Origin of the sequence: Halopseudomonas sp. (assembly GCF_038130085.1) — a bacterium.
Taxonomy (GTDB): domain Bacteria; phylum Pseudomonadota; class Gammaproteobacteria; order Pseudomonadales; family Pseudomonadaceae; genus Halopseudomonas.
This window is the reverse complement of the sequence record NZ_JAYPMU010000005.1, coordinates 131,251-151,956: the sequence shown is the minus strand read 5'-3', so window position 1 is coordinate 151,956 and position 20,706 is coordinate 131,251. Positions and strand designations below refer to the sequence as shown.

The following is a 20,706-nucleotide window of genomic DNA, read 5'->3' as shown; positions in this document are numbered from 1 at the left end:
ACGATGGCTGACCCAACGCAGGACGCTGAGGTCAGCCCAGACGCCGATGCCGCGGTCGATCGTGCCCGCGGCGTTGGTCGTCAGCAGGAGTTGCCGTTAGCGGTTGTCTACGGCGAGGCCTACACCGAAGTCCCGCAGGATCTCTATATTCCCCCCGAAGCGCTGGAAGTCTTTCTCGAGGCCTTCGAGGGGCCGCTTGATCTGCTGCTTTATCTGATTCGCAAGCAGAATATCGATATTCTCGACATCCCGGTCGCCGAAATTACCCGCCAGTACATGTCCTACGTCGAATTGATGAAGGCCGTGCGACTGGAGTTGGCGGCCGAGTACCTGGTGATGGCGGCCATGCTCGCCGAGATCAAATCCCGCCTGTTGCTGCCGCGTCCTGAAGAAATGGAGGACGAGGAGGGCGATCCGCGTGCCGAGCTGATCCGGCGCCTGCAGGAGTACGAGCGTTTCAAGAAAGCCGCCGAGGATATTGACGCGCTGCCGCGCATGGGCCGAGAGACTTGGGCTGCGCGGGTGGAAGTGGGTGAGCTGCCGAGCCGCCGGGCCCATCCGGAGGTCAGCATGCAGGAGCTGCTGCTGTCGTTGTCGGAGGTGCTGCGGCGGGCGGAAATGTTCGAGAGTCACCAAGTTACCCGTGAGGCCCTGTCGACCCGCGAGCGTATGGCCGAGGTGCTGGACCGTTTGCGGTCCGGGCAGTTTGTGCCCTTTGTCAGCCTGTTCAACGCCAGCGAAGGCAAGCTCGGCGTGGTTGTTACCTTTATGGCGGTGCTTGAGTTGGTCAAAGAGCAACTGGTTGATCTGGTGCAGAACGAGCCGTTCGCACCTATTCACGTCAAGGCGAGGGGGGAGGATGAGTCAGCCGCCGATTGAACACATCATTGAAGCCGCGTTGCTGGCTGCCGGTCGTGCGTTGTCGATAGACCGTCTGCGCGAGCTCTTTGATGAAGACCGGATGCCCGGCTTCGACGACATTCGCAAGGCGCTGGAAAAGATTGCCGCCAGCTACGAGGGGCGAGCCATCGAGCTGCGCGAGGTCGCCAGCGGCTGGCGCCTGCAGGTGCGCGAGGCCTACGGCCCTTGGGTGGCACGGCTGTGGGAGGAGCGTCCGCAGCGCTACTCGCGCGCCCTGCTGGAGACGCTGTCACTGATCGCCTACCGTCAGCCGATTACCCGCGGCGAGATCGAAGATATTCGCGGTGTGGCGGTGAGCACCCAGATTGTCAAAACCCTGCTCGACCGCGAGTGGGTTCGTATCGTTGGTCATCGCGATGTGCCGGGTCGACCGGCGATGTACGCGACCACTCGCCAGTTTCTCGACTACTTCAACCTGCGCAGCCTGAACGAGTTGCCCCCGCTGGCGGCGGTTCGTGATATGGATGAGCTGGACCTGGAGCCCGAGTTGGCCTTGTCCGGAGAGGGTGAGCAGTCTGCAACTGCTGACGTGGCTATTGATGAACCCTGGCTGCCGGTCGAGCCGCTCAAGCCGCTGGATTCGGAAGAAGGTCAAAGCGGCTTTCGCAATCTGCTTGATGAGCTTAATGCGATGGAAGCCAATCTCAAGAGTGACTTTGATGACATGCCGGTTGCGGACATGCCGGTTGCCGATGCACCGGATCAGGCAGATGATTCCGACGAAGAGCCTATGAACTGATATAGCTGGCGCTCGGTGTCGGTGTTATCCTGCTCCGCTTTTATCTACACCGGGAGGTGCTCCAATGACCGACGAATTTGAAGTGAATGACAGCCCGGCGGCTCCTGTCGCTGGTGAAAAACTGCAGAAAGTCCTGGCCCGCATGGGGCTGGGCTCGCGCCGCGAAGTAGAAGGCTGGATTGCAGCCGGTCGCGTCAGCGTGAACGGTCAGCGCGCCGAGCTTGGCTGCCGCGTTGACAGCATGGATCAGATCAGCATCGATGAACGCCCGCTGCGCCGCGACCTCAGCTCCGAAGTCGTGCGCCGGGTTATGCTCTACAACAAGCCGGAAGGCGAAGTGTGTACCCGCGATGATCCGGAAGGTCGCCCGACCGTCTTTGATCGCCTGCCGCGCCTCAAGCATGGCCGCTGGATCAACGTCGGTCGCCTCGACATCAATACCAGCGGCCTGCTGCTGTTTACCACTGACGGTGAGCTGGCTAACCGCCTGATGCACCCTTCCTGGCAGATGGACCGCGAATACGCGGTGCGCGTCATGGGTGAGGTAGACGACGAGATGATCGAGCGGCTGAAGGAAGGCGTCATGCTGGAAGACGGTCCGGCCAAGTTCACCGACATCGTGTCCTCCGGCGGCGAAGGTATCAACCGCTGGTTCCACGTTTGTCTGATGGAAGGTCGCAACCGCGAAGTGCGTCGCCTGTGGGAATCTCAGGGCGTGCGCGTCAACCGCCTCAAGCGGGTTCGCTTTGGGCCGGTATTCCTTGGTGCTGAGTTGCCGGTCGGCCGCTGGCGCGAGCTGAAGCAGAACGAGCTGGATGCGCTCAGTATGGAAGTCGGCCTGGAGCCGATTGCCCTGCCAGCGATGAAAACCAGCGACAAGGAAAAGCTGCAACGTCTGGCGCGCAAGCCGTCCATGCACCAGGCCCGTCAGCCGCGCGGCGGACGCAAGCCTCCACGCGGGCGGTGAGCTGTCGGATTTTTCCGCTCGTGACAAATATTTGTCACGAGCGGGTTGCGGTTAACACCTTTGAGGTAATTACGGCACTTGCGGTTGTTGTCGCTCCCGTGAGTTGTTAGTCTCGCGCTTTATTTATTCGTCGACAGCGAGGTTGACATGCGCGGCGCAGGGAGCAAGTTGAAGGGCAAAGGACGGCAGGTGGCAGGGCGCAGCTTCAGGCCACATCCGCTGACAACATTGATGCTGGCGTCGGGGTTGCTTCCAGGCTGGAGCTACGCCAACGACATCACCCTGCACACCGGCGCGGGCGGTCAGACCAACACGTCGATCGCGGTTACCGGTACCAATACCGACATCACCACCGCAACGGTGCGTGGACAGACCGGCTTTAACTCCTTCGGCAATTTCACTGTTGATTCCGGTAATACGGTCAATCTGCATGTGCCGGGTGGGGCCAATAATCTGGTCAACCTGGTGCATGATTCGCGCGCCGTCATTAACGGCACCCTGAACGGTCTCAAAGGCGGCAAGATTGGCGGCAATATCATTTTTGCCGACCCGCACGGTTTTGTTGTCGGTGCGTCCGGCGTGGTTAACGTCGGCAGTCTGACCGTCACTACTCCGAATACCGCCACCATGGACAACCTGCACCGAATTGCGGTTGTCGATGGTGCCATGACCGGGGATCAGGCCGATGATTATGTCGCCGAGTTGGCCGCTGGCGAGTTGCCGACAGCAGAGCTGGCAAGTGATGGCAGCAATGCGATTGTCATCAAGGGCATGGTCAACACCAACGGTTCGATCAACTTGCACGGCGCTTCAGTGCTGATTGAGGCGACTGCCGGGATGCAATCGGGCACTGATGTTGCCCGCACCGTCTTTAACAACACGGTTAACACCGATGGCCTGACGATCGGTGATGGTGTTGTTCGCGGCGATGGCGGGATTGTCATCACCGCAACCGATAACGTCGAGATTAGCGGCGAGCTGGCCGCACTGATGGCCGACGACTCCGGGGCGCAGGTGCAGATTGCCGCTCGCAAATCGCTGGAGATGAACGGCGACGCGTTGATCAGTACGCGCGGCCAGAACGGTCAGGACGGCGGCGATGTCACTATCGAATCTCCGTCCATTACCCTCAGCGACAACGCCCAGGTCGTAACTCGCGCGACCGGAGCGGGCAGTTCTGGTGATATTGCGCTGAATGCGCTGAGCGATATCAGCTGTACATTCTGCGATGAGGATGCCGAAGCGCAGACGCTGGATGAACTGAAGAACGGCATTCAGTATCAGGCCAACCCCTGGTTGTCGGCCAACCTCGGCAAGGCTGAGATCATCGTTGGCGAAAATGCTGTGCTCGACGCCGGGCATGACACCGCAGCCAACGCAGGCGACGTGACGCTGGATGCCTATGGCTTGAATCGGCAGATGGCCGGCTATGCAGAAGCCAGCGCACGGATTGATGTCGATGGCACTATTACCGGGCGCAACGTCACCATCACCGCCGATGCGCGTGCAGAAGTGGCTCGGGACATCCTCGGGATGCTGCTCAGCAAGTATGACCTCAAGGAGGATATTGCTCAGCTTGCGACCGACAACGGCTGGACCGAAGCCGAGACTTGGGCCAACGTGCTGGATACTCTGTCTGACCCGATCAAGGCTTACGCCGGGACTACGGACACCAACGCTTTCCTCGAAACGCCCACCAACTTTACCGAGCTGACGCTGCTGGTGCCGAACCTCTCGGCTTACATCGCCAAGGCCGACGCGGTCGTTGATATTGGCGCCACTGCCAATATCAATACCTCTGAAAACCTGACCGCTTGGGCGTCTACCTCGCGCAATGTGGCCAGCTCCACCTGGAGCATCCCGGTTCTTGGCAAGAAAATTCCGTTCGGCTTTGACGCTGCGTACGGCCAGATTTCCGGTTTGACTGAGGTCACTGTCAATAGCGGCGCAACGCTGGACGTCGGGCAGGATCTCACGGTCGTTGCGCACAGCGACAACAGCCTTTCTGTGACTGCAGCTGCTGAAAATAGTGTGGACGGCGAGGGCAGTGCTCTCAAGACCATGGGTCTTGGTTTCGGTATGGGGATGAGTGACATCACCACGCGTGCCGTGGTTGCCGACGGCGCCGATCTGACGGTCGATCGGGATGTCAGCGTACTGGCCCTGACCGAGCAGGAACTCGAGACCAGCGTCAGCTTCAAGGCCAGTGGTGAGGGTGCAACTGGCGGTCCTGCTGTTGGCGTATCGCTTTACAACAGCGACACCTATGCCGAGTTCAGTGCCGACCTGTCTGGTGCACGCAACCTCAACGTCAATGCAGCCAATGTGGTCTACAAGCAGATCACCTCCGTGTCTGTGTCTGCCGGAGCCTCCGAGCCTGGCTATCTCGACAAACTCAAGGAAAAGGCCAACGAACAGGTTGCCAAACCGGTTACCGACTACTTGGGCAACAGTCTCAAGGAGTTCTTTGGTATTACGCCGGAGTCGAAAGAAGAGGGCGGCTCCAAACCTGCTACTGACAGCAAGTTCCGTTTGGCGTCGGCAATTGACGTGACGCTGGCCGACCACAGCGTCAAATCAGTGCTGGGTGGTGGCAGCTCAGCGCCGGTAATCGATATCACTGGTGATCTGGTGGTTCAGGCCTGGCAGCAGCAGAAGAACCTGCACAATGCCGCCCAAAGCACGGTCAACGCTTCCGCCAAGCGCGATGATGGCACGACCGATGGCGCTGAAGTATCGCTCAGTGTCGCGGCCGTTTACACCGAGCTGGATCAGCAGACCCACGCGATCATTGGCGATGGTACGCAAGTCAGTGCCGGTCGCATCGGCGTAGGCGCCCGGTTTGATCAGCCCATCGGCTTGCTCGGACTGGATCGCTGGAGCTCGCTCAAGCAGGTGTATGCCAACCTCAAGTTGCTGAGCGAAGGCCCGCAGGCGGTCATCGGCAAGATTGCGACCCAATACGCGAACTCGACTGGCGAAGCCGACAAGCTCGGTATGGCGGGCTCGCTGTCGATTTTGCAGAACCGCATCGACACCCAAGCCTGGGCCGGGGATAACGTCAATCTTACCGCTACCTCCACAGATGAGGCTCCGTGGTCAAGCCTGCTGGCGGCAGTGCTGCCAGAGCTCGATAGCACCACTGCGCTGGAAACACGCCGCGAAGCCCTGCGAACGCTCGGCTGGGAGTGGTCCGCGCCGTTGCAGGTAACGGCTGACAATCAGCTTGAGCAGTTGGCTATCTCAGGGAATTTCGACGCACTGTTCGGCACCACCAGTGAAGATGGCGGTGCGGTTGGCGCGGGTATCAACATCCAGATTACCGATAACCAGGCTATCGCGGGTATTGGTGCCGGGGGGGAACTGAGTGCGGATGTTATTAACGTCGGAGCCCTGCAGGATGAGCTGATCATCGGCGTCAGTCCGTCAGCAGGCAAAGGTGCCAGCGTTGCAGGTAATGGCTCGGTTGTGGTCAGCGTGGTCGACAGTGCTGTGCATGCGTCCATCCACAGCAGCACCGACGTGACCGCGGATACGGTCAATATCGATGCCGAACATCAGTTGGGCTTGTGGAGCGCTGCCGGTGCCATCGCCGCATCGGAGAATGTTGGTATTGGCGCGGGTGTGGCGGTCAACGTGGTCAATACCGACGTCTATGCGTTGGTAGGCGATAACGTGGGCTGGCGTCCAGAGCATATGGGCGCAGGGTTGACCAACAGCACTGCTGGCAACTGGCTGGTCAATGACCTGACGCTCAGTGCGCAGAGCTCTGGTCAGAGCGGTGCGTTCTCGATTGCCGGCGCCTTGGCGCGCTCCGAGAAGGAAAAGGAACAGCAGGATGCGGTTGCCGCGGAGAGCGGCGCAGCCGATTCTGGCTCGCAAGAGAAGGCTGGTAGCCTGAGTGAAGCGATCAAGACATCGCTGACTAACGGCCTGGCACTGATCACCGGCGAAGTACAGAACGCCAAGGACAAAGCGGCTTCCTCTGGCGAAGCGGCGATGAACAAGATCAGCGAGTACTGGGGCAAGCTGCAGACCGCGTTCAGCGGCGACAGCGGCAGTGACGGTAGTGACGGCACCACCAAGGAAGGTCTGAGTCTTGCCGCTGCGGCTTCAGGCAGCATCAACGTCTCTGGTCAGAAGAACCGCGCCCATCTTGGCAACATCGTACTTGATCCGCGCGATACCGACGGCAGCAAGGTCAATGTGCTGTCACTCAATCAGACCCACCAGTTCAGCGGCTCGGGCGCAGGTGCTTTGACGCTGTCGGGTGGTGACAAGAGTCAGCACAGTGCTGCCCTTGCGGGGGCAGTTGCCTATAACCAGCTCAACAACGTAACCGAAGCGCTCATGCAGGACACCGTCCTGCGCAGCAACGATCTGCTCAAGGTTCAGGCCGCCAGTGGTGGCGATCAGATCGCGATGGGGCTGGGTCTGTCGGTTGCGGCCGGTGGCGAGAGCAACGTTGCAGTTGCGCTGTCGGGTTCCGCGGGCGTATTCAACAACTCCACGCGCGCGGCGGTCATCGACAGCGAAATCGCGCAGCGCAGCGCAGCGCCCGGCAGCATCGCAGTCAATGCCTACGACCGTTCGCGCTCTCTGCTGGGCGGTGGTTCCTTTGCGGTCAGCAAGGAGAAGGGCGGCAGTGCTGGCGGCTCAATGGTGCTGGCCATTATGGGCAATGAACTCAAAGCTGAGTGGCTGGGTAGCACCGCTTCTAGTTTCGATAGCCTCGAAGTGAAGGCCAACAGTGCCTCTCGCGTTCTGGCCGGCGCGCTGGCAGTCGCCGCGAGTACAGGTCAGCAAAGTGGCTCTGGTGCAGGCTCGCTGTTTGTCGTTGTGATGAACAACAAGGTCAGCGCCAAAGTTGACGCCACCAGCAACGGTCATTCGTCGCTGACGGGCAACGACGTAACGGTTGCGGCCGCCAGCGTTCCGGGCGGAGATGCGTTGAATGATATTTTCAATTACGACGCCAACGCCGATACCACGCTTGGCGAAACCGGCCTGGACATGACCGGCAGCAACGCGGCCTCGCAGATTGAGGTCGAATCGGAAACCAATGACGAGTTGTTCAGTGAAGACGGTGTTGATACCAATACCGATGAGTCTTCCAGCACGGCCGACACCACGACACGTAACCTGTTTGACAGCGGCGATATCGCTGGCGAAGCGGTGTTGGCAATTGCCGGCAGTGTTGCCGGCACCAGCGGCAAGACCGCCGTTGGCGGTGCTATTGGTGTGGTCTACAACGGCAGTGACTACAGTGCCAGCGTTGCCAACACAGATATCGATCTGGCCGGTGATCTGGGTATCACCGCGCGTAACGAAACCGATGTGCTCGCGGGTACTATCGGTGCGGCGGTCGCCTCCAATATCTCGGTAGCAGGCTCGGCTACGGCCCTGATTGGTCGCGGCAATGTATCGGCTGATCTGGACATGACCGGCCGTACGCTCAAGGCTGATGACCTGACTGTTGAAGCGCTCAAAACAGGTGGTTTCTACTCGCTTGCCGGCAGCATCTCCGGCAGCACCAACACTGCCGCGGTTGGCGCCGCGTTCAGCATCAATGACATGCAGCAGAGCGCCAGTGCGAATATCATCGGCGGTACCTACGAGCTGACCGGCGATGCCTCCCTCAGCGCGGCGCAGCAGAGCCGGATTATTACGGCAGCGTTGTCGGGCGCGGTCTCGGCCAGCGGCTCTGGTGTGGGTGCGGCGATGACCTACAACCGTATTGCTGACACCACGACAGCGGAACTCAGCTCAGCGCTGATGACCGCGCGTAACCTGACCATTTCCGCCAGCCAGCCGAATCTGGGTGCGAGCATCTGGTCTCTGGCCTTCAACCTCGCCGCTGGCGGCGGCACTGCCGGTGTTGGTGCTGGCGTGGCGGTCAACCTGATTGACGCCGAGCGCGCAGCCAAGCTTACCGACAGCACGGTTAACCTCAGCGGTGACGCTAGCCTGGTTTCGGCGCTGGATGGTGAGATCTGGAGCATCGGCATCGACGCGGCTGGTGGCGGCACTGCTGGTGTAGGCGGCTCCTTTGCGGCCAACAACATCAACGGCAAGGACGAAGTCAGCATTTCCGGCAGTACGGTCAACGCCACTGGCAGCGACCAGACCCTGTCGCTGGACGCCAGCGCCGGAGATGGCCTGACCATCGCTTCGCTGGCGGGCTCGGTGAAGGGCGGCGGCACCGCCGCTGTTGGTCTGGCAGCGTCGGTCAACCGCATTGCGGCGGACCGCAGTGCGCTGATTCAAAACAGCAGCGTGATCGACGGTTTCGCGGATGCAAGTTTGAAGAGTGGGGTAGAGCAGGCGATCTACTCCATCGCGGTGGCTGGCGGCGGCGCGGGCACCGTGTCCGTCAACGGGGCAACCACCACCAACATTCTGGATGGTGAAGAACGCGCTGAAGTTCTTTCCAGTGAACTGAAAAACGTTGGCAGTCTGTCGCTGTCTGCCGCTGAGGGTTCCCGCACTATCTGGGGGCTGGGTGCGGTGATCAATGGCGCTGGCGGCACTGCTGTCGGCGCTGCTAATGTGAACAATATCATTCTGGCCAAGCGGGTCGCGCGAATTGACGAGTCTGCGCTGTCACTGTCGGGCACCTTGAATCTGGCCAGCGGCGGCGATGCGTTGATTCGCTCGGCTGCGCTGGGCGGTGGTGGTGCTGGTACGGCCGCAGCCGGTGCGTCCATTGCCGTTAACGTGGTGGACGGTGAAGAGTCGGCCAGCATCGAAGATAGCTCGGTTGAAGGCGCTACCGCACTCACCGTCGAGGTGACTGAAGGCGAGGTTGATATCAAGACCCTCGCCGGTAACGTTCAGGGCGCGGGTGCTGGCGCGGGTGCCGGTGCGGTTGCGGTCAGCACCGTAACGCAGGTGCGTCAGGCGTGGATCAGCGACAGCTCGCTTGATCTGGCGACGGGCGCTGATGCGCGAGTTGAAGCCCTGACACAGGCGAACATCGACACGCTGGCGCTCAGTGGAGCCGGCGCCGGTACTGCTGCTGCGGTCTTCTCCAATACCACCAACAACATTGACGCTCGCACCTATGCTCGGGTGCTCAACAGCGGCGGTGACGCCGATCAGATGTTGGTGAAGGCGCGTGATGCCTCCAGCGTCAACTCGCTGTCGGGTGGCATTGCGGCAGCCGGTAGTGTTGCGGTAGGTGTTGCGACCGCAGTCAATCGAATTAACAACGATATCGAAGCCAGTGTCAGTGGCCGTCACACCGATGGTGGCTTTGCGCTGAATGACCTTGCCGTGCAGGCTGCGTCTGATGCCGAGATCAACACCATTTCGGTCTCTGGCGGCTTCTCCGGCACTGCTGCGGTGAACGGTGGTGTCTCGACCAGCATCCTGGATACCAGCGCACGCGCGCTGATCAACGGCGGTGCCGGCGTGCTGGCCCAGAACAATGTGGCTGTCACGGCGTTCAACCGCGACATCATCAACTCCTACGCTGGCGTCGTTGCGGGCAGCGGCAACGCTGCGGTGTCAGGCCTGTTGACCGTCAACGTACTGCAAAGCGAAACCGAAGCAGCCATTCGTGACGCTGCAACAGAGGTGACCGCGCTGGCGCTGGGTGCAGGCGTGTCTGTCGATAACGGCGAAATTGATAACGCGCCGGACACCGATGCCTGGGCTGACGCCGAGCAGTTCAACCCTGAACTTAACCTGCAGACCGGTAGTGAGCTGGTCAAAGGTGTCGCCGTACGCGCTACGTCTCTGCAGCAGGCCGGGCAAACCAGTGTCAGTGCCGCGGTGTCTCTGGTGCCGCTGGCCAGCGCCTCTGTGGGGGGCGTCGCCAATACCCAGGTACTGGGTGGCTCTACACTTGCGGCTATTGATGAGGCGCAGATTAACCAGAGTAACGTCGGCGCTGCTGCCGATCAGCAGGTCAGCGTCGGTGCGGCCAGCCACAGCTACAGTTTCGGCGGCGTACTCAATGCGGCGCTGTCGCTTGGCGCTGCTGCGGTCGCCGTAACAGCGGACACCGGTGTTATTAGTCGAGATGTCACTGCGCGTGTACGGGGTGCCAAGGTCACCAGCCGGGGAGCGATGGATGTTGATGCCAACGCCACCAACTCCGCGAGCAATATCGTTGTCAGTGCTTCCGGTGCGATTGTCGGCATTGCTGGCAGCGCGAGCGTGCTGGTCTTGGAGGGCACGACCCAGGCGCTGGTCGACCAGGAAAGCGATCTGGAGGTTGGCAGCCTAACGGTTTCGGCTGATGCGATTAACAGTCTGGCGCCGAGCGCAGACACCGCCAGTGGTGGTGCCGTGGGTGCGGGTGCAGGTGTGGCTGTTGGCTACAACCGCAGTGTGGTTCGTGCCTGGGTAGGCGCACAGGATGGCTCCAGCGAGGGGCGCACCAAGGTCATGACCAAAGGTGACGTCAGCATTGCTGCAAGCAGCGTCACACGCGTGCTCGCCAATAGCGTCAGCGTTTCCGGTGGCGGCGTCGGTGCTGCTGGCTCGGTCAACGTCATGGTGATCGAGAACAAAACCGAAGCAGGGGCAGGTCGCCTGGATCTGGGTAGTGCAGCTGAGCGCGCAGCCAACCTGACCGTCTCGGCTACCGATCAACTGAATGCCCTGAGCAACGCTGGGTCTGCCGCGGCGGGCGGTGTTTCGCTCGGTGCCAGCGCCAACGTTCTGGTCGCCAACAATGCGACCCGCGCGCAGTTGCTGGACAGCAACCTCTGGTTGTCCGGTGATCTGGATCTCACCGCGCTGCGTAAAACGGACGTGCAGCTGTACACCGTCACCGGTGGCATCGGTGGCAGCGCCGCGCTTGGTGGCAGCATCGGCGTGATCGTGCTTGGCTCCGGCGCAGCGAAGACGGACGATGTCGACGCGATGGACGAGCTGGACAAGGACGGTAACGGCAGTCTGTCCATGGTCGATGGCATGACCTCGCGCGAAACCGCGAACACCAGCTATCAAACAACCGAATACAACAGCAGCACCGGTGAATACGACGTTGTGACTCGCAGCAACAGCAGCGAGACCGACTGGGTCAATCAGCAGGGTCAGGTCGGCAGCACCGGTGGTCGCCTGCAAGATGGCACCAGCTACCAGCATGAAACCGTTGCCCGCATCAGTCAGGGGCAGGTAGACGCGCTGGGTGACGTCAACGTCAAAGCAACAGACGCGCTGTATACCTACAACCTCAGTGGCTCCGCGCAGCTTTCAGGTACGGCAGCGGTGGGCGCTGCTGCCAGCTTTACCATGTCGAACGCGCGAGTCAGTGCAGAAGTTGACCCGCTGTCATTGACCAGCGATCAGCTTGATGTCAGCGCTGAAACCGTCAATCTCTACAACGACAAGAATGCGGTTGTCATCGACGCCTTCACTGCCTCTGCCGGTTTTGGTGTTGGCTTAGGTGCTGGGGTCGGCGTTGCGGTCATGGATAACACTGTCTCCAGCCGTCTCGGCGGTGACCTGAACACCACCGGGTTGCAGGCTGCTGCAACGGATGCGCTGGGACTGGAAGTGAGCGTCCTGGGCGGTCAGTTTGGCGCTGGCGGGGCTGCAGGTATTGTGGTTGCGGTCGGTGAGCGCAACAGCGACGTCAGTGTCTCTGTCGACGAGGATGCAGAACTTTCAGCCGATGACGACATTACCCTGGCTGCCAGCTCCGAAGGCAGCAGCAAGGTCAAGGCACAGGGTGCCTCGGGTGGTCTGCTGGCGGGTGTTCAGGCTACCGTTGCTACAGCACATGACGCCAGCAAGGCACGCATCAGCGTTGGCGAAAACGCAGAGCTGATCGCGGCAGACAGCTTGTCACTGACCGCTACAGCAACCCCGCAGCTGGAAACGGAAGGCTTGGGTGTTGCAGTAGGTGGTGCGGTGGCTATGGGGGGCACCATCTTGCTGGCCAATGCTGAGGCCGCGGCTGATGTCACTCTCGCCAGCGGCAGCAAGCTGAGCGCGCACGAAGGCATCATCAATGCGTCGGTGCAGCGCAACGGCTCGGCGGACTCGGTTAATGCACACGGTGTCGGTGTAGCTGGCGGTCTTGGACTGTCGGTCAATGCGGTTGTCGCGCGGGCGGTGAACAACACCAGCAGCACGGTGACGGGCGCCGCCGGCAGCCAACTGGTGGGCTTGAGTGCTGGCGGTCAGGGTGCAAACTGGACGCTGACGGCCTTTACCGATAGTCGTCAACGGGCTAATACCAGCGGCGTGACTGTCGGCTTGCTGAGTATTGGTGCCAATATCGCTGAAGCAGGGTCAACCAACACCACCGCAACCAATATCAGTAGCGCGTTCTCTGGTGACTTGGCTGAGCTGCGTGTTGCCGCCACCGCAACCAACGATTCAGAGGCCCGCAGCGTTGCGGGTCAGGGCGGCTTGATCAGTGGCGCGGCGGTGCAGGCTAACACTTGGGATGATGGTGTTACCGAGGCCAACTGGCTGGCTCAGGGCGCGGCTGGTGGGCTATTGCAGGCTGATAGCGCGACGCTGGATGCCGCGCATACCAGTTACGTCAACGCCTTTGTCGACAGCACCAATGCGGGCCTGGTTGGTGCCAGCGGCGCATACGCTACCAATACGGTGGATGCACAGGTACGCAGCCAGTTGTTGGGCGGGTCCGTGCTGAGCGTCGGCGACTACAGCCAATCTGCACTGGGCAAGTTGGTCAAGTCCGAGAGCAGCAACTACAACGTCACCTCCGGCTCCGGCGGGGTGGTTGACTTGCCAGCGGCCAAGAGCATTACCACTGTGCGTTTCAACACTGAAGCTCTGGTTGGTGATAACGCCAATCTGCGAGTAGATGGCGATTGGCGTGATCCGGGTGCGCTGGTGATTCTGGCGAAGAATGATTTTTATGCGCGGGACAAGGTAAAACTGGACGCCGGTGGCGCCATCGCGGTGACCCGTGCCGAGTCTCGCGTTGATGTCGAGCAGGCGGATGCCTCCGTCGTCATCGGCAGCGGAGCGGACGTCTACAGCGTTGGCGCAATGACACTGGCCAGCTCGACCGTCTCGGATATCGATGCGCGAGCCAACACCAAGGCCTATGGTCTGGCCGGTGCGGCAGAGGGCTACAGTCTGGCGCGAGTCAACGCTCAGCACGCGGTCGATATTCAGAGTGGCGCACATCTGCGTGCCTACGGCGACGTCAAGCTGCTGGCGGGCGCCGATGCAGCCGGACAAGCCAACTCGGCCACGCTGGTCGCTCGTACCGACCTCTGGAACAACACCGCCTTCCCGGTCAACAACGATCCGGTTGCGCGGGCAATCTATCAGCGCGATCAGGACATCACTATTGCCAGCGGCGCGTTGGTCGAGAGTGTGGCCGATGTCTACGCCTATGCCGAGCAGGGTTATGGCAACCTCACCGGCAAGGGGGTTGGCAAGGACCTCTACCGTGAGGCCGCCGCAGCCGTTGTGAACGGCCTTGGTAAGCTGGTCGGTGCCGGTGAAGTGTCCTTCGACATCAATTACGACTACACCGAGAACGGGCACAGCTCCAACGTTGTTGCTGACGGCAATGTCTACAGCGGTATTTTCAATCACCAGGTGCTGGAAATTAACAGCCTGGACTTTGATACCACCAACGAGACCGTGTCGGTGGTGGTGGGTGAGGTCAGTGATGGCATCACCTACGAGCTGAAGACTGGTGAATACGTTCAGGTTCTGAGTGCTCGCGAGGAGCAGTTGAACAAACAGCTTCGTGACTACGGGCTGTCTGAACCGGATCGCCTGGCGATTGAAGCCGAGTTGCGACTGCTGCGTCAGCGCATGACTCAGTTGTATCTGGAGATGGGTGGTGTGATCGAGGGAGAGGGCGATCTTAACTTCGATACCCTGCCGCGCGACATCACCATCCAGATTCTTGAGGTCGACCCGATTATTGCCCGTCCGGGCAACATTCTGGTTCGCGGCGATACGCTGACCGGCAGCGGTAATCTGCGCGCACCGGGCGATGCCAGTATCGAGATCACCAACAAGAGCGCTGCGTTCCTCAGTATTACCGATCTGGAAATTCCCAATCGCGAAGGCGGCCTGTTGCGCTTCAACGGCGCATCAATGCAGAACAACGCCGATATCACCAACGCGAACTTGGGCGGCGTGAGTGCCGGGTTTGGTGAAATCGTCGTTGCGGCCAACTCGCCTGCACCGCAGATCACGATCATCAACAGCTACAACCCGTCAACCGGCGGCAGTTATGACCTCGGTAATGGACTCACGTTGAAGCAGCCTGCGCCGGACCTCTACGTCACGGGTGCCATTCGCAACCTGCGCGGCAATGTGTCGCTGACTGCCAGCTACGGTAGCGTCAACATCAACGGCGAAGTGCGTGCGCAAAGCATCAGTGTCAGCGCGGGCCGTGACTTCATCCTCAACTCGTCGACGCCGTTCTACCATGTTGGTGGTGATCCAAGCTCCAACGTGACTGACGGTTATCTGGATGGCCCGGTTGCGGGTACCGGTACCGTCGCCGGCAACAATGTCGCGATCAGCGCCCAGTACCTGAATATCAATGGTCTGCTGCAAAGCGGTGTTGCCGACTGGTCGGTCGTGATCAACGAGGCTGATTTCACTAGCGTTGACTTCCTCAAGGCGTCGTCTGCGTTCACCAAGGGTACTGGCGAGCGCTACTACCAGCTGCGTCCGAGCGATGCCCGCACGGGTACCGTTGGTTACAGCTATGACTTCCAGACCGGCAACATCGTGCTTGACGCGGTGGAAGTCGGCGGCGGTTACATGGAACTGACCGGCCATATTCTCAGCACTGGCAACGGTCAAATCAACGTGTTGGACGGCTATAGCCGCGTCAACGTGGTCAACAACAGCAGTCGTACCTTGCAGATCTCCGGCATTGACCTTGGGTCCGGAGTCGAGGGTACGCTGCGGATCAACGACATCAACTACAGCGGTGATTTCAAGGGTAATGACACCGTTACCTCGACCATCTACCAGCGCGTAGGGGATGACATTCAGGTCTATCGCGGCTTGAGCAATCAAGTGGCAACTACCGATGCCTACCGTGTCGCGACCTACGACAGCACCCGTGACACCAGCTACGCCGTGCGCGAGGGGCGCAGCTATGTCTGGTTGACCGGTCAGGACTACACCGAGACGCAGGTGTATGAGCGTTATGTAGACAAGTTCTGGAGCCTGATCAAGACCGGTGAGTGGGACTATGAAAAGCTGGTCGAGAGCCGTGAAGGTCCGCCGACGTTCATTCCCGGCGCGGACTACATGGGCAACTATCTGACTTCTGGTGGTTCCAGCCTGTCGGCGGGCGAGGTGATGGATGAGAGCAGCACCGTCAGTACCGATACGCCGATTTCGGTCAAGGAGCACTGGACGTCCTGCGCCAAGCACTTCATCTGGTGTCAGGTCACGCGTTACCACGAGCGTGAAACCATCACCAGCGGCAAGAAGGAAATCGTCCGCAAGACCGTACGCGCCGATCTGCCGATCAGTATCAGCTTTATCGGTAACGACACCGGTCGAGTCACGCTGACCGCCAATGGCAACGTTGTGCTGGCAGGCTCGATCTTTAACGAGACGGGCACCACCAGCATTGACGCCAACAACCTTACTCAGGCTTCCGAAGAGTACGTTGTTGCTGCCAAGGATCTGAGTCTGCGCACCAAGGTGGGCATTGGCACCGAGGCGCAGGCACTGAATGTTCAAATGTCCGGTGGTTCGCTGAGCGCAATCAACCAGAATGGCAACGTCTACCTGCAGGCACTCAATGGTGGCGTCAACCTCGCTGATCTGAGCACGCGTTTTGGCGATATCAACCTGTCCGCGCAGGGCAATGTGACAGCCAATAGCGGCACCGTCATCGGCGGTCACGCGATCAATCTGACCAGCACTCAGGGCTCCCTGGGAGAGCTTGGCTCGGCGCTGAAGATCAATACAAACAACACGGACGGGCTGTCGTCCGCCCCGTCGAATCCTGCGCTCTTTACTGCGTCGGCGGTAGGCGATGTGGCGGTAGAAGAGGTCTCAGGTGATCTGCTGGTGAACCAAGTGTTTGCCGGCGGTGATGCATCCATCAGCGTTGTCGACGGTGACCTGCTCGATGGCAACGCTAATGACACCTTTGATCTGCGTTCGCTGGATGAATTGGTTGCTCTCTGGGAAGAGATGCAGCTCAGCGGTGCTGGCGCCGAAGAGGCGCTGGAGCAGCAGAAGACTGCGCTGGTCAATGCAGGTAATGCCCGCTACAGCCGTTACTGGCAGTTGCGTAACCTGCGCCTCGAGGGTGGTGATCTGGTTGCTGATGACTATGATCCGGACTTCCAGCCGACGCTGAACGCTGCTCAGGAAACTCAGCTTCGCGACGTCTACGGCTGGAATGATCAGCAACTGGCTGACTACAAGGCTGATCTGGCCACCGAGTATCAGAGTCTGCACGCAGAGTTTGGTGGGCAGAGCTACAACGCCGGATTCAGTTACGTGCTGAGCGCGGCAGAGTTGGATGGTGTGGCGCAGGGTTCAAGCTGGAGCACTGAGCAACTGCTGTACTCCATCTCCCGCGGCCTGCTGCGCGGCGAGGGTGGTGCCGGTGCCGGGAAGGTGGAAGGGCTCAACATCGATGCTCGCAACGTCATCCTGAGTGCCAATGCCGTTGGCAGCACTCTGGCTGAGGACATCGTGATTGATCTGTCCAGCGGGTTTGCCGGGTTGACTACCGAGCAGCGCGCCGCGTTGGCTGGTGCTGAGGCCGACGACATCGTCATCGATGCTGACAATCCGGACATCATCCGGATCATCCAGCGTGAGGACGTTGACATCGCTGCCCGCGGCAATATCAGTGTGCAGGCTGACGCCGATGTATTCCTCGGCGGTACCACTGATTTCAACCTCTATGGAGTGTCGGGCGATCGCATTGAGCTGAAGACCGATGGCAGTATCACCAGCGCCAATGGCAATAACCTGGTCATCAATGGCAACGATATTCTGCTGGATGCGGGCGGCACCATTGGCGGCGCTGATCAAGCCCTGTATCTGAAAGCGCTAGGCACCCTGACCGCTCGTGCACAAAGCTTGAATCTGGTGCATGACGATGATCTGACCGTTGACTACCTGCTAGGCCGTCAGGGCATCCGACTGCAGGTCGACAATGGCAGTCTGTTCGTTAAGGACAACAGCTTTGGTGGCGTCTGGCAGGAAGTTGAACATCTGGCTGGTGGGGATATCAATCTGACCGTCAGCGGCGATATTGGCCGCGACGGCGAGCGTTTGAATATCTCCTCCAACCCGGGTGATCTGGTCAATTTGGATGTGGGTGGCAATGCCTGGCTGGGCGGTATTCAGGGGCTGACATCAACACCGGGTGCGCTGCGATTCAACGAGCTGCAGGTAACGGGGCGCTTGGATCTGGCCAATATCTACAACCTGCAGCAAACCAGCGATTGGCAGTTGGGCGCCCTGGCAGTAGACGTGCAGAATAACTGGCTGGCTGACGTCGGCACCGAGATTCAGGCTGCCGGGGGCATCATCGGCCAAGCTGGCAATCAGCTGTCGCTGGGCAACCTAACCGCCAATGGTTCCGCAGCGGGTATCAGTCTGACGGCCGCAACCATCGAGCAGAATGCTGATGGACTGATGTGGTCTGCTGCTGGCGCGCTGGCGCTGAATGCACAGGGCGATATCGGTGCATCTAGCCGTTATGTCAGGGTCGCGGGTGATCAGGTGGGCGCGCGCAGTGACACTGGCGGCATCTATCTGAGCATCTTTGGCCCGGTTAATGGCGGGGATCTAATCAGTCTGGCTGGCGATCAGTGGCTGCGCACCTCAGGTGAGGTGACGCTGGATCAGATCACCTCAGGTGCGGGCGTATCTGGCGAGATTGATGGCGTACTGTCGGTCACTAGCCTGGATGCGGGACTTGGTGTCGAATTCACCGGTGCGCATTTGGAAGCCGGCACATTGACTGCGCGCAATGGCGACGCGCGGTTTAATCTGACTCAAGTTGGCGTGGACCAGCTGTCCGTCAGTGATCACCTGGATCTGCTCACCTCCAGCAGCTGGCGCCTTGGCGCTGTTGAGGCGGGCGGCAACGCGCTGATTCGTCAGCAAGGTGCGACCGACGTGATCAACAGCTACACCTCTTTGCTGGTGGACGGCGAGCTCGATCTGCAGGCCAGTGGTCACGTTAACGGCGGCAATGCGCAGGCAGGCAGCGGAGTGTCCTATCAAGGCGGTTCGGCGGCGCTGGGTGACATTACCAGCACTACCGCTGACATCAGTTTGACTGCGGTAGGTAGCCTGAGTGCAGGTACGCTGTCCACTCCGGCTGGTGCTATCGATGTCACTGGTGGCAACCTGACGGTCTCTGAGGCACAAGCGCTTAACACCATTGATATGCAGGCCAACGGTAATTTGACTCTTGGTTTGGGGCGCGCGGGCCAGAATATGACCCTGACGACCCTCGCGGGATCTGCTGGCGACATTCGCTTCGGCACGCCAGTGACCAATGATGCCGAGCTTGTACCTGACCACCTGTATAGCGGTGATGATCTGACTGTCGAGGCTGATGGGGATGTGATCGGCGGCAACCTAGCGGCAGAAGATCAGCTGTATATCTCCGGTAACAACCTGAGTCTGGGTCGTGCGCAAAGCTACACCTCGGATGTGCAGATGCGTGCGGTCAACGACATCTACGCGCGCCAGGTAATTGCCCTGCGAGACATCGGCATTATCGCCGGTGGTGATCTGACAATGGACAGTTACTCGGCTCAGCGTCTGTCGCTGTCTGCTGGCCGCGACCTTACCATTGGTCTGGGTGGCAACCTGAATGTTAGCGGCTATGCGGAAGCTGGCCGCGATATCTTCTTCCAGATCGGCGGTGACGTGGATCTGCTGGGGATGCGTGCCGGTCGTGATGTCACTGTCATTACTGACGGCTTCATCAATGTTGATGAGGTAATCGAAGCAGGTGGCAACGTCGATCTGCAGGCCGCTGGTGCGGTCACCGTCGGTCAGCACATCGACGCCGATGGGAACGTCGATGTGCTTGCAGGTGGGCTGTTCAGTGTGCCGGAGCTTACCGCTGGTGGGGCCGTGAAGGCTCAGGCCAACGGCATCAGCCTGGGCAACCTGACGGCAGGAACCGATGTGGATCTCCTATCCGGCGGTTTCATTCGGGTTGCCGATACCAGCAGTAGCGGTGGATATCAGCAGTGGGAAGCTGACGAGGAAATCAGCTTCCAGCGCCTGCTGGCTGGTGGTCAGGTGCTGCTCGACAGCCTCCTTGATACCCGTGGTGACCAGGTAGTGGCTGACGGCGGCCTGACCGCCAACGCCGGCTGGCGTAATGGCGTCGCTTCACCAGCAGTGATCGAGTTCCGTCAGGTCGTCGCGCCCACCATGAGCCTCTGGGCTGGCTCGGCTATCAGTGTTGCCGATGCTCATTTGGGAGAGTCGGCTGATCTGCATGCGCAGGACATTCAGTTGGTGGGCGAGCATACCGGTACTGGCGTACTGCAGCTGTTGGCAGAAGGCTTGAATAATCAGGGTGCCCCCGGCGATCGCTTTGTTACTCGTCTGCAGGCTCGGGCGGTGCTGACCACGCTGCTGGACATGACCTACACCGACTTCGAGACGACTGCCTCAGTCGCCGGGTTTGCTGATGTTCGCAACGCCGATTATCTGCGACTGAGCACGCCTCAGGTCTTGCTGATTGCCGATAACCTGTCGCCTGTCTATCTGCCGGAAGCCAACGTGCAGCTGTATGAACTGGACAAGGCGTTCTGGTTATTCCAGACCGACCTCACCAGCTACACCAATGCCTACGTGTTGCACCGCGACACGACTCACCTGGTACGGGTGCCGAACTTCGCCGAGGGGCACCAGGACGGCGGTGTCGATTATCAGGGCATTACCGCGGCGCGCTACGCGCAAGCAATGCTGACACCTGACCTCATGGCATTGCGCCTGGGACAGTTGATGAATCAAGCCGCTGGCATCCCGCAAGCGCCGGGCATGCAGGTTCAGATCCCGGGGCTGAACGGGCCGGTTAACCTGCAATGGCCGCAAGGTCCAATTAACAACGATGATGAAGAGGAACGGTGGGATATCTGATGACAAC

4 protein-coding genes are annotated in these 20,706 nt (G+C 60.1%); all 4 read left to right on the top strand.

From position 1 onward, the window contains the following. The first annotated feature begins 3 nt into the window (after positions 1 to 3). The 4 genes from AAFM31_RS05875 to AAFM31_RS05860 all read left to right on the top strand — a co-directional run bounded on the left by AAFM31_RS05875 (position 4) and on the right by AAFM31_RS05860 (position 20,699). Entirely contained in the window at positions 4 to 879 is an 876-nt protein-coding gene (locus AAFM31_RS05875; protein WP_341706970.1) for a ScpA family protein, read from the top strand. After that, positions 860 to 1,660: an SMC-Scp complex subunit ScpB gene (scpB, locus tag AAFM31_RS05870; protein WP_341706969.1), complete on the top strand. Its 801-nt coding sequence runs from the start codon at positions 860 to 862 to the stop codon at positions 1,658 to 1,660. Before AAFM31_RS05875 ends, scpB begins: the two co-directional genes overlap by 20 nt. A 64-nt stretch (positions 1,661 to 1,724) precedes the next feature. Continuing rightward, positions 1,725 to 2,627, top strand: a complete 903-nt coding sequence (gene rluB, locus AAFM31_RS05865; protein WP_341706968.1) for a 23S rRNA pseudouridine(2605) synthase RluB — start codon at positions 1,725 to 1,727, stop codon at positions 2,625 to 2,627. A 147-nt stretch (positions 2,628 to 2,774) separates the two neighbouring features. Beyond that, the gene (locus AAFM31_RS05860) at positions 2,775 to 20,699 is read left to right on the top strand and encodes a leukotoxin LktA family filamentous adhesin (RefSeq protein WP_341706967.1); all 17,925 of its coding nucleotides are present in this window, start codon (positions 2,775 to 2,777) and stop codon (positions 20,697 to 20,699) included. Positions 20,700 to 20,706: the final 7 nt, after the last annotated feature.

Coding starts and splice junctions, on each gene's coding strand:
- AAFM31_RS05875 (WP_341706970.1), top strand. CDS start 4: ATGGCTGACCCAACGCAGGACGCTGAGGTCAGCCCAGACGCCGATGCC.
- rluB (WP_341706968.1), top strand. CDS start 1,725: ATGACCGACGAATTTGAAGTGAATGACAGCCCGGCGGCTCCTGTCGCT.
- scpB (WP_341706969.1), top strand. CDS start 860: ATGAGTCAGCCGCCGATTGAACACATCATTGAAGCCGCGTTGCTGGCT.
- AAFM31_RS05860 (WP_341706967.1), top strand. CDS start 2,775: ATGCGCGGCGCAGGGAGCAAGTTGAAGGGCAAAGGACGGCAGGTGGCA.